This window comes from Streptomyces sp. NPDC059874 (genome assembly GCF_042731135.1).
In the GTDB taxonomy this organism is placed as follows: Bacteria; Actinomycetota; Actinomycetes; order Streptomycetales; family Streptomycetaceae; genus Streptomyces.
In genome coordinates this window covers 1-13,786 of the sequence record NZ_JBHWJY010000088.1, presented here as the reverse complement: position 1 = coordinate 13,786, position 13,786 = coordinate 1, and the positions used below count along the sequence as shown (strand labels likewise).

General features: G+C 70.8%; 10 protein-coding genes and 1 pseudogene. 4 read left to right on the top strand and 7 right to left on the bottom strand.

Features of this window, described 5'->3' with window-relative positions; all coding sequences use genetic code 11:
- Window positions 1-26: 26 nt before the first annotated feature.
- Window positions 27-944 (bottom strand): NAD-dependent epimerase/dehydratase family protein, encoded by a 918-nt coding sequence (locus ACFV9H_RS34390; protein WP_385406233.1) that lies wholly within the window; start codon window positions 942-944, stop codon window positions 27-29.
- 112 nt (window positions 945-1,056) lie between these two features.
- Between ACFV9H_RS34390 and ACFV9H_RS34385 the strand changes: the two genes are divergently transcribed.
- Window positions 1,057-2,019 (top strand): GlxA family transcriptional regulator, encoded by a 963-nt coding sequence (locus tag ACFV9H_RS34385; RefSeq protein WP_385406231.1) that lies wholly within the window; start codon window positions 1,057-1,059, stop codon window positions 2,017-2,019.
- On the opposite strand, the gene ACFV9H_RS34380 is transcribed toward ACFV9H_RS34385, so the two are convergent.
- From ACFV9H_RS34380 to ACFV9H_RS34370, 3 genes and pseudogenes are all read right to left on the bottom strand, one after another.
- Complete coding sequence (locus ACFV9H_RS34380; RefSeq protein WP_385406228.1) at window positions 1,986-2,972, bottom strand: RNA-guided endonuclease InsQ/TnpB family protein; 987 nt, start codon at window positions 2,970-2,972, stop codon at window positions 1,986-1,988. The two genes, ACFV9H_RS34385 and ACFV9H_RS34380, sit on opposite strands and share 34 nt — an antisense overlap.
- 254 nt (window positions 2,973-3,226) lie before the next feature.
- Window positions 3,227-3,352, bottom strand: a pseudogene (locus ACFV9H_RS34375) (helix-turn-helix domain-containing protein); the annotation flags it as partial.
- A gap of 65 nt (window positions 3,353-3,417) precedes the next feature.
- Entirely contained in the window at window positions 3,418-3,612 is a 195-nt protein-coding gene (locus ACFV9H_RS34370; RefSeq protein ID WP_385406300.1) for an ATP-binding protein, read from the bottom strand.
- Between ACFV9H_RS34370 and ACFV9H_RS34365 the strand changes: the two genes are divergently transcribed.
- Both ACFV9H_RS34365 and ACFV9H_RS34360 read left to right on the top strand, forming a co-directional pair.
- The gene (locus tag ACFV9H_RS34365; protein ID WP_385406297.1) at window positions 3,564-4,130 is read left to right on the top strand and encodes a GntR family transcriptional regulator; all 567 of its coding nucleotides are present in this window, start codon (window positions 3,564-3,566) and stop codon (window positions 4,128-4,130) included. The two genes, ACFV9H_RS34370 and ACFV9H_RS34365, sit on opposite strands and share 49 nt — an antisense overlap.
- On the top strand, window positions 4,127-4,900 hold the full coding sequence (locus ACFV9H_RS34360) for a GntR family transcriptional regulator (RefSeq protein ID WP_385406226.1): 774 nt from the start codon (window positions 4,127-4,129) through the stop codon (window positions 4,898-4,900). Before ACFV9H_RS34365 ends, ACFV9H_RS34360 begins: the two co-directional genes overlap by 4 nt.
- A 168-nt stretch (window positions 4,901-5,068) precedes the next feature.
- Here ACFV9H_RS34360 and ACFV9H_RS34355 read toward each other — a convergent pair whose 3' ends face one another.
- The 3 genes from ACFV9H_RS34355 to ACFV9H_RS34345 form a co-directional block, all read right to left on the bottom strand.
- Window positions 5,069-6,529 carry a glutamate synthase subunit beta gene (locus tag ACFV9H_RS34355; protein ID WP_385406223.1) on the bottom strand — a complete coding sequence of 487 codons (1,461 nt, stop codon included), beginning with the start codon at window positions 6,527-6,529 and terminating at the stop codon, window positions 5,069-5,071.
- A complete protein-coding gene (gltB, locus tag ACFV9H_RS34350) occupies window positions 6,522-11,063 on the bottom strand; it encodes a glutamate synthase large subunit (protein WP_385406294.1) in 4,542 nt (1,513 codons plus the stop codon). Before gltB ends, ACFV9H_RS34355 begins: the two co-directional genes overlap by 8 nt.
- A gap of 374 nt (window positions 11,064-11,437) precedes the next feature.
- Window positions 11,438-12,169: a VIT1/CCC1 transporter family protein gene (locus ACFV9H_RS34345; RefSeq protein ID WP_385406220.1), complete on the bottom strand. Its 732-nt coding sequence runs from the start codon at window positions 12,167-12,169 to the stop codon at window positions 11,438-11,440.
- 246 nt (window positions 12,170-12,415) lie between these two features.
- On the opposite strand from ACFV9H_RS34345, the gene ACFV9H_RS34340 reads away from it, so the two are divergent.
- Window positions 12,416-13,402, top strand: coding sequence for an ADP-ribosylglycohydrolase family protein (locus ACFV9H_RS34340; RefSeq protein ID WP_385406217.1), 987 nt, complete (start codon window positions 12,416-12,418; stop codon window positions 13,400-13,402).
- Window positions 13,403-13,786 lie beyond the last annotated feature (384 nt).

Sequence of the window (13,786 nt, the reverse complement as noted above, 5' to 3'; positions counted from 1 at the left end):
ACTCGCGGGTAGGCGGGGGTCCGCGCTCACCGCCCGGATGGCAGCAACTCCTTGAGCACGAGATCCGGTTCGGTGGCCCGTACGCCGAGCAAGCGCTCCGTCCCGGATGCGTCGAGGCGCAGCTCGCGGTCGTACTGGTAGGCCATCTCCGGGATCTCGGCCATCACGACGTCCGCCGCGGCCGCCGCGTCGAGCTCGTCCGGTGTCATGGTCCGCAGGCGCGGAACCGGCGCCCCGGCGAGCTCGGCCAGCCTGGCCATCAGCTCCCTCGGGGGCAGCTCCGAGGTGGACGGCACGTGCCAGGCGCGGCCCCAGCCGTCGTCGTGCGCGCCGACCGCGATCAGGGTGCGCGCGACGTCGTCCACGTAGGACCAGGCGTGCGGCGCGTCCAGACCGACCGGCAGGACGGCCTCTCCGCCGGCCAGTACGGCGGGCACGGCCACCAGGGGGAAGAGGCCGATGGCGGTCGCCCCGAGGAAGTCGCCGGCCCGGACCTCGGTGACGCGCACCCGTCCGGCGTCGTGCGCGGCCAGGGCCTGCTCCCACATGGCGGCGCGGACCCGTCCCTTGTCGGAGTTCGGCCTCATGGGCCGGTCGGGCGTGATGGGACCTTCGACCGGCCCGTACCCGTACACGTTGCCCAGCATGACGTAGTCGGCGCCGGTCCGTTCGGCGGCGGCGAGGAGCGAGGCGGCGAGGGGCGGGAAGTGGGTCCGCCAGTCCTGGTAGGCGGGCGCGGCGGCGTTGTAGAGGGTCTTCGCGCCGTGCAGCAGCTCGGCGACCCGGCCGGGGTCGGTGATGTCGGCGGCGACCCGCTCGACGAGCGGGTGCTCGGGCCCGCCTCCGCTGCGGGTGATGACGCGGACCTGCTCGCCGGATGCGGCGAGCAGGCGTGCGGTGGCGGTGCCGATCGCACCGGCGCCCGTGATGACGTGCAAAGCCATGGTTGTACTCCTGTACGGCGACTGCGAGTTGGTTCTGTTGACGGATCAACCCTCGCCCGGCGCACGGCCGTACAGTAGTGGCCCGATTGCCAGCCTTCCGGAGATTCGAGCCATGGCCTTCACTCGCCCGCACCGCGTCGCCGTCATCGCGTGTCCCCCTCTGACCACCTTCGACCTGTCGATCCCGGGTGTGGTGTTCGGGGCGACGAGCATCGGCGAGCGGCCCGCCTACGAGGTGACGGTCTGCACCCTCGTCCCCGGTGTGGTGGAGGCGGTGTACGGCATGGACGTCGTGGTGCCGAACGACCTGGAGGCGGTCGAGCGGGCCGACACGGTGATGGTCACGGGGACGGCCGACCGGGACGGCACCGACCCCCGGGTGCTGGACGCCCTGCGGGCCGCCGCCGCGCGGGGCGCGCGCATCGCCTCCATCTGCACGGGCGCGTTCGTCCTCGCGCAGGCCGGGCTGCTGGCGGGCCGCCGCGCCACGACCTTCTGGACGGTGTCAGGGGAATTCCGGCGGCTCTTCCCCGAGATCGACCTCGTGCCCGGCGTCCTGTTCACCGAGGACGACAACGTGCTGACCTCGGCGGGCATGTCGGCCGGGATCGACCTGTGCCTGCACATGGTGCGCTGCGACTACGGGTCGGCGGTCGCGAACGCCACCGCCCGTCTGGTGGTGGCGGCCCCGGCCCGTCCGGGCGGCCAGGCCCAGTACATCGAGACCCCGCTCCCGCCCGAGCGCGGCACCTCACTCGCCGCCACCCGCGCCTGGGCCCTGGCTCGCCTGCACGAGCCGACGACCCTGGCCGACCTGGCCCGGCACGCGGGCACGAGCGTCCGCACCCTGACCCGCCGCTTCCGCTCCGAGACGGGCGCGAGCCCCCTCCAGTGGCTCCTGCACCAGCGCCTGGACCGCGCCCGCGCGATCCTGGAGACGACGGCCCTCCCCATGGACCGGGTCGCCCACCAGAGCGGCCTCGGCACGGCGGACTCCCTGCGCACCCACCTGCTCCGCCACACGGGCCTGACCCCGAGCGCCTACCGGGCGTCGACCCGGGCTCGGCGCCAGTAGAGATCCACTGGAAGGTCCATTGACGATCCTCGCCCCCAAGGGTGGCGATTCCCTTTCAACTCGCGTGGGCGGGCCTCGGGGCTTCGCATCCGCCTCCGGCCGACGGCCGGGACTCGCACCCTGGGGATGCTGCGCGTGCTGTTGATGTCCGAGCCACCCGTCCGGCGGGCTCGGGCCTCGATCTCCACCGAGGCATTGTGATCGGCATCGTCCTGATGCCCACACCAGGTGCAGGCGAACAGCCGACCGCACCCCTTACGGGATTCGGGATCGACCAGGCCGCAGGCGGCGCAGGTCTGAGAAGTGTGGAACGGCGGCACCGCAACCAGTACGGACCCGTGCATACGAGCCTTGTACTCCAACTGTCGCCGCCGCTCGCCCGGGGCGTTGTCGAGGATTGACCGGTTCAGCCCGGCCTTCGCCCGGACGTTCCTACCCGGCGCCTCGGCGGTGCCTTTCGCAGACCTGCTCATGCTCTTCACACGCAGGTCCTCAATACCGATCAAGCCGTGGCTTTTGGCAAGGTCGGTCGTGAGTTTGTGCGTGAAGTCCCGGCGCCGGTTGGCCCGCCGGGTGGTGAGCTTCGCAATCTGCGCGATCGTCGCGCGCAGGCGATTCCCGTACTTTCCTCCGTTGTGTTTCTTGGCATAGGCGATCTGGCGGGCCTTGCGCTGCTCCAGCGCCTTGAGCCGCTCCGTCTCGTTGGCGGTCAGCGACGGGGGCATGAGACGGGGTTCGGTCTCGGTGGAGACGAACGCGGACGCGGCAATACCGAAGTCCACACCACAAGCCGGCTTCCCGTTCGGCGCATCCGGCTCGCGGCCCGTGTGGACGCCGAAGGAGATGTGCCAGCCGTTGCCGTCTCGGGATACCGTGGCGTTACGGATCGCGCCCCCGATCGCACGGGAGAGCCTGAGCCGCAGCCGAGCTTCGGCAAACGAACCTCGGCCCACTTGCGGTTCAGCTTGCGGACCTCGACCGCCTGCCCGGGGAACGGGATCGACAGGCGGTGGCCGCGCTTCTTCCTGGCCGGAAACCCGGCCGCATGCCCCAGGTTCCAGAAGTTGTCGCAAGCCCGGTCAAGGCTGCGCAGAATCTGCTGCCCCGCCTGCGCCGGCAGATCACCGATCCAGTCCAGCTCATTGCGAGCAGCGGTCAGCTGCTTGCACTGCTCGACAGAACGCAGGGTGTACCGGCGCTGCTCCCACAGGTACACCCGCTGCTCCAAGGCCACGTTCCACAGGGCGCGTGCCGTATGACCCCACCCGATCAGGACCTGGCCCTGGCCCTCGGTGGGGTAGGCACGATACCTGCGCCCCGCGTCTGCCTTCATGCCCCCACCATGTCGACGTTCCAAGGCCAATACGACCCAGATCCAGAAAAGCTAGGCAGCTCGGCTCACCTTTGAGCCACCTTGAATCCGGCCCGGGCCGTCTTGCCCACACCCTCGTCACGAATCTCGAACCCATCCGAGAGGGCCGTCACCAACCACAGCCCCCGGCCGCGCTGGACGTTGGGGCCAGGACGCAGCACGACCGGACAGCCTGGGCCACTGTCACGGACCTCGATCCACAGAGCACAGCCCTCCCACACAAGCCGCACACAGAACTCACGACCCGCCGGGACGCCATGCAGAACGGCGTTCGCCGCGAGCCAAGGGGGCAGGCCGTCGGGGTGGACAGCGCATCCTGCACGCCGGGGAGGTCAGCGCGTCAGCGGAGGTCGCCCGGATGCTCGGCCTGGCAGAACAGGCGACCGTGGTGGTCCGTCGCAGGCTCATCGAACTCGACGGTGAACCGACCGAGTTGACGGACACCTACTACCCAGCCGACATCGCCGGGGGCACTCCGCTGGCCGGCACCGCCAAGATTCGCGGTGGCGCCGTGACACTGTTGGCCGGGCTCGGACACATCGGCGTTCGGGTCGTCGAGAACGTGACGGCAAGGATGCCCAGCGCCGAAGAGCGCGAGCAGCTACACCTCAGCCCCGCTGAACCGGTGCTTCAACTCTCACGCGCCACTTACGACTCGGCGGACCGTGCGATCCAGGCGGACGTGATGGTCATGCCTGCCGGGCGCCAGCAGTTGCAGTATGAGATCAGGATCGGATGACCTTGCCCAGCACCGAAGTCCTCGATCCCCGGGCGCTCCACGTCCGCATCGCTGCCGATCTGCGGGACGAAATCATGAGCGGCGGCCTCGCACCCGCAGCGAAGCTGCCGTCGACCGCTCAGTTGAAGGCCCGGTTCGACGCCTCCAACGCCACCATCCAGAAGGCCGTCCAGCTCCTGAAGGACGAGGGCCTCGTCGTCGGCCGGGCGGGCGCGGCAGTGACCGTACGGGAGAACCGGCAGCGGACCGTCCGGCCGGCGGGCTCTCTCACGCCGGCGGCGGCCGGGGCTGCGTACCCCTGGCTCTCCGAGGCCGCGGAGCGGCCATCGGCAGCGCGCAGCACCCTGCTGACAGCGGAGGAGATCCGAGTTGCCGGCGATGTCGCTGCCGCGCTGGGGCTCCCGGCAGGCAGCCCGGCCGTGTGCCGGCACCAGCTGATCAGCATCGACGACGAACCGGCCGAGCTCGTCAGCTCGTACTACCCGCCGGGCATCGCGCGCGGCACCGCCCTCGCGGAGCCGCGCCGGATCCGGGGCGGCACCCCGACTCTTCTCACGGAGCTCGGCTTCCCGCCGCGCCGCAGTGTGGACCGGGTCTCAGCCCGGATCGCGACGCAGGAGCAGTACACCGCCCTGCGGCTGCCCGGCGACATGCCCGTACTCAGAACGCTCCGCACTGTGTACGGCGACGACGAGCTCCCCATCGAGGTCACCGTCATGGTGAAGGCCGGGCACCTCTACGAGCTCCAGTACGAGTTCACCCCCGAGTAGCCGGGCCCGGAACGCCACAGCGCCCGCCATCCCTGGTCGGGGACATGGCGGGCGCTGTGTCGGGAGTTCCGTACGCCGTTGTACGGACCGAATGAGGGGTCCCGCCCTTCGTGTGGCGGGGGTGCTGCGCGGCGGGTCCCCCGCCCTTGCGGGCGGGGGCCGCCGGTCTTACACGGTCAGCGAGCGGTCCGTCGGCTTGACCGGGTACGGGAGGGTGCTGGCTCCGGTCAGGAAGCGGTCCACGCCGCGGGCGGCCGAGCGGCCTTCCGCGATGGCCCAGACGATCAGCGACTGGCCGCGGCCCGCGTCACCGGCGACGAACACGCCGTCGACGTTGGTCGCGTAGGACGCGTCGCGGGCGACGTTGCCGCGGCCGTCCAGCTCCAGGCCGAACTGGTCCACCAGGCCGTTGGCCTGGTCGGTGCCGGTGAAGCCCATCGCCAGGGTGACCAGCTGCGCGGGGAGGACGCGCTCGGTGCCGGGCTTCTGGACGAGCTTGCCGTCGACGAACTCGACCTCGACGAGGTGCAGCGCCTTGACGTTGCCGTCCTCGTCGCCCTCGAAGTGGGTGGTGGAGACGGAGTAGACCCGCTCGCCGCCCTCCTCGTGCGCCGAGGTGACCTTGTACAGCATGGGGAAGGTCGGCCACGGCTGGTTGGCGTTACGGTCCTCGCCGGGCTTCGGCATGATCTCCAGCTGCGTGACCGAGGCCGCGCCCTGGCGGTGGGCGGTGCCCACGCAGTCCGCGCCGGTGTCGCCGCCGCCGATGACGACCACGTGCTTGCCCTCGGCCGTGATGGGGGGCGCCATGAAGTCGCCCTCCTGGACCTTGTTCGCGAGGGGGAGGTACTCCATCGCGAAGTGGATGCCGCCGAGCTCGCGGCCCGGGACCGGGAGGTCGCGGGAGACGGTGGCGCCCGCCGCGATGACCACCGCGTCGAACCGCTTGCGCAGGTCGGTGGCGGTGATGTCGCGGCCGACCTCGATGCCCGTGCGGAACTTGGTGCCCTCCGCGCGCATCTGCTCGATGCGGCGGTTGATGTGCACCTTCTCCATCTTGAACTCGGGGATGCCGTAGCGCAGCAGGCCGCCGATGCGGTCGGCGCGCTCGTACACGACCACGGTGTGGCCGGCCCGGGTCAGCTGCTGGGCGGCGGCCAGACCGGCCGGGCCCGAGCCGATGACGGCGGCGGTCTTGCCGGACAGGCGCTCGGGCGCCTGCGGGGTGACGTCGCCGTTGTCCCAGGCCTTGTCGATGATCGAGACTTCGACGTTCTTGATGGTGACGGCCGGCTGGTTGATGCCGAGCACGCACGCCGACTCACAGGGAGCCGGGCACAGCCGCCCGGTGAACTCCGGGAAGTTGTTCGTGGCGTGCAGGCGCTCCGAGGCGGCGGTCCAGTCCTCGCGGTACGCGAAGTCGTTCCACTCGGGGATCAGGTTCCCCAGCGGGCAGCCGTTGTGACAGAACGGAATGCCGCAGTCCATGCAGCGGCCGGCCTGCTTGCTGATGATCGGGAGCAGCGAGCCCGGGACGTAGACCTCGTTCCAGTCCTGAAGCCGTTCGGCGACGGGCCGGGAGCAGGCGGTCTCGCGGGGGGTGGTGAGGAAGCCCTTCGGGTCAGCCATTGGTCGCCGCCTCCATCATCTTCTCCGTGGTCTCGGATTCCGAGAGTCCGGCGAGCTCAGCGGCGTCCTTGGCGGCGAGCACTGCCTTGTACGTGGTGGGGATGATCTTGCTGAAGCGGTCCACCGAGACGGACCAGTCAGCCAGGAGCTTCGCGGCCACGGTCGAGCCGGTCTCCTCCTCGTGGCGGCGCACCACATCGTGCAGCCACTGCTTGTCGGTGTCGGACAGGGCCTCGACCGCGCCCGCGTTGCCGACGTTGACGTTGTGCGGGTCGAGGTCGATGACGTACGCGACGCCGCCCGACATGCCGGCCGCGAAGTTGCGGCCCGTCTCGCCCAGGACGACCGCCGTGCCGCCGGTCATGTACTCGCAGCCGTGGTCGCCCACGCCTTCCGAGACGACCAGGGCGCCGGAGTTGCGGACGCAGAAGCGTTCGCCGGTGCGGCCGCGCAGGAACATCTCGCCGCCGGTGGCTCCGTAGCCGATGGTGTTGCCGGCGATGGTGGAGTACTCGGCGAGGTGGTCGGCGGAGCGGTCCGGGCGGACCACGATCCGGCCGCCGGAGAGGCCCTTGCCGACGTAGTCGTTGGCGTCGCCCTCCAGGCGGAGGGTGATGCCCTTCGGCACGAAGGCACCGAAGGACTGGCCGGCGCTGCCCGTGAAGGTCAGGTCGATGGTGTTGTCGGGCAGGCCCGCGCCACCGAACTTCTTGGTGACCTGGTGGCCGAGCATGGTGCCGACGGTCCGGTTGATGTTGCGGATCGCGACCTGGGCGCGGACCGGCAGGGCCGCCTCCGCGGAGTCGGCGTTCAGCGCGTCGGCGGCGAGCTCGATGAGCTCGTTGTCGAGGGCCTTCTCCAGACCGTGGTCCTGCTCGATCAGGGCGTGGCGGACCGCGCCCTCGGGCAGCTCGGGCACGTAGAAGAGCGGCTCCAGGTCGAGACCCTGCGCCTTCCAGTGCGTCACGGCCTTCGTGGTGTCGAGCAGCTCGGCGTGGCCGACGGCCTCTTCGATCGAGCGGAAGCCCAGCTCGGCGAGGAGCTCGCGCACCTCCTCCGCGATGAACTCGAAGAAGTTGACGACGAACTCGGGCTTGCCGGAGAAGCGGTCGCGCAGGACCGGGTTCTGCGTGGCGATGCCGACCGGGCAGGTGTCCAGGTGGCAGACGCGCATCATGACGCAGCCGGAGACGACGAGCGGCGCGGTCGCGAAACCGAACTCCTCGGCGCCGAGCAGCGCGGCGATGACCACGTCGCGGCCGGTCTTGAGCTGGCCGTCGGTCTGGACGACGATGCGGTCGCGCAGCCCGTTGAGCAGCAGGGTCTGCTGGGTCTCGGCGAGGCCGAGCTCCCAGGGTCCGCCCGCGTGCTTCAGCGAGGTCAGCGGGGAGGCGCCCGTTCCGCCGTCGTGGCCGGAGATGAGGACGACGTCCGCGTGGGCCTTGGAGACACCCGCGGCGACCGTACCCACGCCGACCTCGGAGACGAGCTTCACGTGGATGCGCGCGACGGGGTTGGCGTTCTTGAGGTCGTGGATCAGCTGAGCCAGGTCCTCGATGGAGTAGATGTCGTGGTGCGGCGGCGGGGAGATCAGGCCGACGCCCGGGGTGGAGTGCCGGGTCTTGGCGACCCACGGGTAGACCTTGTGGCCGGGCAGCTGGCCGCCCTCGCCGGGCTTGGCACCCTGCGCCATCTTGATCTGGATGTCGTCCGCGTTGACCAGGTACTCGGAGGTCACGCCGAAGCGGCCGGAGGCGACCTGCTTGATCGACGAACGCCGCGCCGGGTCGTACAGGCGCTCCGGGTCCTCGCCGCCCTCACCGGTGTTGGACTTGGCGCCCAGCTGGTTCATGGCGATGGCGAGGGTCTCGTGCGCCTCCTTGGAGATGGAGCCGTACGACATGGCGCCGGTGGAGAAGCGCTTGACGATGTCGGCGACCGACTCGACCTCGTCGATGGAGATCGACGGACGGTCCTCGGTCTTGAAGCCGAAGAGCCCGCGGAGCGTCATCAGCCGCTCGGACTGCTCGTTCACCCGGTCCGTGTACTGCTTGAAGATGTCGTACCGGCGGTTGCGGGTGGCGTGCTGGAGGCGGAAGACCGTCTCCGGGTCGAACAGGTGCGGCTCGCCCTCGCGGCGCCACTGGTACTCGCCGCCGATCTCCAGCGCGCGGTGCGTGGCCGCGATGCCGGAGGCCGGGTACGCCTTGGCGTGGCGCGCGGCCACCTCCTTGGCGACGACGTCCAGGCCGGCGCCGCCGATCTTGGTGGCGGTGCCGCTGAAGTAGGCGGCGACGAACTCCTCGTTCAGGCCGACGGCCTCGAAGACCTGGGCGCCGCGGTAGGAGGCGACGGTGGAGATGCCCATCTTGGACATGACCTTCAGGACGCCCTTGCCGAGCGCGTAGATCAGGTTCTTGATGGCCTGCTCCGGCTCCAGGCCGGAGAGGAAGGTACCGGCGCGCAGCAGGTCCTCGACGGACTCCATGGCGAGGTACGGGTTGACCGCGGCGGCGCCGTAGCCGATGAGCAGGGCGACGTGGTGGACCTCGCGGACGTCACCGGCCTCGACGAGCAGACCCACCTGGGTGCGCTGCTTGGTCGCGATGAGGTGGTGGTGCACGGCGGAGGTGAGCAGCAGCGACGGGATCGGCGCGTGCTCGGCGTCCGAGTGGCGGTCCGAGAGGACGATCAGGCGGGCGCCGGCCGCGATGGCCGCGTCGGCCTCGGTACGGATCTCCGCGATCCGCGCGGCGAGCGCCTCGGCGCCGCCCGAGACCCGGTAGAGGCCCGAGAGGGTGGCGGCCTTCATGCCCGGCATGTCGCCGTCGGCGTTGATGTGGATGAGCTTGGCCAGCTCGTCGTTGTCGATCACCGGGAAGGGCAGCGTGACGCTGCGGCACGACGCGGAGGTCGGCTCCAGGAGGTTGGACTCCGGGCCGATCGAGGACAGCAGCGAGGTGACGAGCTCCTCGCGGATGGCGTCCAGCGGCGGGTTGGTGACCTGCGCGAAGAGCTGGGTGAAGTAGTCGAAGAGCAGCCGGGGGCGCTCGGACAGGGCCGCGATCGGCGAGTCCGTACCCATGGAGCCGAGCGGCTCACCGCCGGTGCGGGCCATCGGCGCGAGGATGACGCGGAGCTCTTCCTCGGTGTAGCCGAAGGTCTGCTGGCGGCGGGTGACCGAGGCGTGGGTGTGCACGATGTGCTCACGCTCGGGCAGGTCCGACAGCTCGATCTCGCCGGTCTCCAGCCAGTCGGCGTACGGAGCGGCGGAGGCGAGCTCGTCCTTGATCTCGTCGTCTTCGATGATCCGCTTCTGGGCGGTGTCGACGAGGAACATCTTGCCGGGCTGCAGGCGGCCCTTGCGGACGACCTTGGCGGGGTCGATGTCGAGCACGCCGACCTCGGAGCCGAGGACGACGAGGCCGTCGTCGGTGACCCAGTAGCGGCCGGGGCGCAGACCGTTGCGGTCGAGGACCGCGCCGACCTGGGTGCCGTCGGTGAAGGTGACGCAGGCCGGGCCGTCCCAGGGCTCCATCATCGTGGAGTGGTACTGGTAGAACGCGCGGCGGGCCGGGGCCATGGAGGTGTGGTTCTCCCACGCCTCCGGGATCATCATCAGCACGCTGTGCGGGAGCGAGCGGCCACCGAGGTGGAGCAGCTCCAGGACCTCGTCGAAGGAGGCCGAGTCGGAGGCGTCCGGGGTGCAGATCGGGAAGATCCGGTCCAGCGCGCCCTCGCCGAAGACCTCGGACGCCAGCTGGGACTCGCGGGCCTTCATCCAGTTGCGGTTGCCCTTGACCGTGTTGATCTCGCCGTTGTGCGCGACGAAACGGTACGGGTGGGCGAGCGGCCAGGACGGGAAAGTGTTCGTCGAGAACCGCGAGTGGACCAGGGCGAGCGCCGAGGCGAAACGGCGGTCGGAGAGGTCGGGGAAGAAGGGCTCGAGCTGGCCGGTGGTCAGCATGCCCTTGTAGACGATCGTGCGGGCGGAGAGCGAGGGGAAGTACACCCCGGCCTCACGCTCGGCGCGCTTGCGCAGCACGAAGGCCTTGCGGTCCAGCTCGATGCCCGTCGTCCCGTTGGAGACGAACAGCTGGGAGAAGGCCGGCATGGTGGCGCGGGCGCCGTTGCCGAGGAGGTCCGGCGTAACCGGAACCTCGCGCCAGCCGAGGACCGTCAGGTTCTCCTGGGCGGCGATGGCCTCGATCTGCTCCACGGCGACGGCCTGTGCGGTGCCGTCGGCGGGGAGGAAGGCGATGCCGACGGCGTACGCGCCGGCCTCGGGGAGATCGAATCCGGCGACCTCGCGCAGGAACGCGTCGGGCACCTGGGAGAGGATTCCGGCACCGTCGCCCGAGTCCGGCTCGGAGCCGGTCGCGCCGCGGTGCTCGAGGTTCCGCAATACGGTCAGGGCCTGCTCAACGAGGGTGTGGGTGGCCTCGCCGGTGAGGTTCGCCACGAAACCGACGCCACAGGCGTCCTTCTCGTTGCGCGGGTCGTACATGCCCTGCTGGGCGGGGCGACCGTCCATGGGCGACCAGGCGGTGTTGCTGAGGCCGGTCGCGGAGTGCGTGGATGCGGAACGCATCGGCTCTCCCGTCGTCGTCGTGGCATATGTGCATAGCCGAGGGACGACGTTGGCCCTCTGCGAAATTTCGTGCAGATTACATGATGACGACAATCCCGCGAAGCGGATATGCCATTCCAGCATGCGGACACCGCACGGCAGAAAGAAGGGGACCTTCGAGGTGTTCGGGGAAACGCAGCACGGGGAGAAGGTCCCGACGCGTGGCGGGCATCATTGCCCGGGCGCCCTGGTCTGATGCCCGGCGGACACGGGATCGAAACCGCCAGGTAACCGACTACTTATGTTGCCTACTGCATAGTGTCTCACTCCCTGCTCGGTCAGCCTACGGCTCCACCGATCCAGCTTCCCAGGATGTACGTCACACCGGCGGCGGCGCCACCCAGGACAAGCTGGCGCAAACCGCTGTACCACCAGGTGCGGGCGGTGACCCGGGCGACGAGCGCTCCGCAGGCGAAGAGCCCGATGAGCGCCAGCAGCACCGCGGGCCACAGCGAGGTGGCACCGAGCAGGTAGGGCAGTACGGGGAGCAGCGCGCCCAGCGCGAAGGAGCCGAAGGACGAGACGGCGGCGACGGCCGGCGAGGGCAGGTCGTCCGGGTCGATCCCGAGCTCCTCACGGGCGTGGATCTCCAGCGCCTGCTCGGGGTCGCGGGAGAGCTGCATGGCCACCTCGCGGGCCAGCGCGGGCTCGACGCCGCGCGATACGTACAGCTCGGCGAGCTCCTCCATCTCGTCGACGGGGTGCTTGCGCAACTGCTGGCGCTCTATGTCCAGTTCGGCCAGCACGAGCTCGCGCTGCGAGGCGACGGAGGTGTACTCGCCGGCCGCCATCGAGAAGGCGCCCGCCGCGAGGCCCGCGAGGCCGGTGATCACGATGGTGTGCGGGGCGACGGCGCCGCCCGCCACACCGGTCATCAGGGCGAGGTTGGAGACCAGTCCGTCCATGGCGCCGAAGACCGCCGGCCGCAGCCATCCGCCGTTGACGTCGCGGTGGGTGTGGTTGTCCCGGTGGGCGGTGTGCAGCGGTGCTTCGATGTCGATGATGGACATACGGATATCTCCCCATTTGTGCGAACGGGCGCCGCGAGACCTCCCGCTCCCCCTGAACACCTCGAAACTACGCACGATTTCTGCCGCCCGCCAGCAAGGAAGGCCGTACTTACCTGCGGTTTTGCGGGTCGGCGACCGGGTGACGGCGGTGTACGCGGGGTGTTTCGCGACGAGCGACAAACCACATGCCGTGGCACAAATCCCCCAAGGGCTCATCATGAGTCCCATCAAGTGGAGAGGCGCGCCATGGAGCTGATTGCATGCAATCCGCAGGTCCTCCTCGAACGGGCCAGGGGCGCTCTTCTGGGACTGGCGGTGGGTGACGCGCTGGGCGCCCCCGCGGAGAACATGAAGCCGTCGGAGATCCGTGCCAAGTGGGGCCGGATCGAGGGCTTCGTGTCGGAGGACCCGGCGGGCACGGACGACACCGAGTACGCGATCTTCTCCGGGCTGCTGCTGGCCCGGCACGGCTCGGCGCTCGCGGTCTCCCACGTGGAACGGGCCTGGCACCACTGGATCGCGGACCTCGACGAAGGCCCGTTCCGGGGCGCCGGGTTCTCGGAGCGCGGGACCCTCGAAAACCTCCGCCGCGGTCTGGCGGCCCCCATCTCGGCCCAGCACCGCCACGCGTGGTCGGACGGTCTCGCCATGCGGGCGGCGCCGTTCGGCGTCTTCGCGGCGGGCCGGCCGGCGGAGGCGGCCCGCCTCGTCGCCATCGACGGCTCGGTCAGCCACGACGGGGAGGGCATCTACGGCGGCCAGGCGGTCGCCGCCGGGGTCGCCGCGGCGATGGCGGGCGGCTCCCCCGCCTCGGTCGTCTCCGCGGCCCTGTCCGTCATCCCGTCCGACTCCTGGACGGCCCGCTCCCTGCGCCGCGCGGTGACGGCCGCCCCGCGCGGCGAACGGGCCGTGCGCTCGGCGGTGGTCATCGGCGGCTACCCCTGGACGGACCTGGCGCCCGAGGCGGTGGGCCTGGCCTTCGGTGCCTTCGCCGCGTGCGGGGGCGACTTCCCGTCCTCGGTCCTCACGGCCGTGAACATGGGCCGCGACGCCGACACCACGGCGGCGGTGGCGGGCGCCCTGTCCGGCGCCCTGTCCGGCGCCGCCGCGATCCCCACCGCCTGGGCCTCGGCCATCGGCCCGGTCCGCGGCAGCTGCCTCCCCTCGATGCGGGGCTACCACGTCCTGGACATCGCGGACCTCCTCACCCCGGAATACGAGGCCCCCCGATGACCCCACCCCCCTTCACCCCGGACACCACTCCCTCCTCCCCGCCGGACACCCCACCGCAGACCGGGGCCGAGGGCCGGGGGGCGAAGGGCGCGGGGGGCGGGCCGCCCATGGACGCCGCTGCGCGGGGCTCTTCCCCCACCCCGCCCCTTCCCGCGGCATCGATCAGCGGCTCCGCCACGGGCGGGGCATGCGGCCCCGGGCGGCGCTCCCGGGGTTCCGCCCCGGACCCGTCGGGGGCTCCGCCCCCGCACCCCCGCGCCTCAAACGCCGGCGAGGCTGAGGTTGCCCCCGGCGAGGCGGCATTTGCCCTCCGGGCGAACCAGCCGCGCTTGGCGGACGGCAGCAGCCGAAATCCAGCCCCTCCGGCGTTTGAGGAGCGGGGTC

Coding starts and splice junctions, on each gene's coding strand:
- ACFV9H_RS34390 (WP_385406233.1), bottom strand. CDS start 944: ATGGCTTTGCACGTCATCACGGGCGCCGGTGCGATCGGCACCGCCACC.
- ACFV9H_RS34345 (WP_385406220.1), bottom strand. CDS start 12,169: ATGTCCATCATCGACATCGAAGCACCGCTGCACACCGCCCACCGGGAC.
- ACFV9H_RS34355 (WP_385406223.1), bottom strand. CDS start 6,529: ATGGCTGACCCGAAGGGCTTCCTCACCACCCCCCGCGAGACCGCCTGC.
- ACFV9H_RS34360 (WP_385406226.1), top strand. CDS start 4,127: ATGACCTTGCCCAGCACCGAAGTCCTCGATCCCCGGGCGCTCCACGTC.
- gltB (WP_385406294.1), bottom strand. CDS start 11,063: ATGGACGGTCGCCCCGCCCAGCAGGGCATGTACGACCCGCGCAACGAG.
- ACFV9H_RS34340 (WP_385406217.1), top strand. CDS start 12,416: ATGGAGCTGATTGCATGCAATCCGCAGGTCCTCCTCGAACGGGCCAGG.
- ACFV9H_RS34385 (WP_385406231.1), top strand. CDS start 1,057: ATGGCCTTCACTCGCCCGCACCGCGTCGCCGTCATCGCGTGTCCCCCT.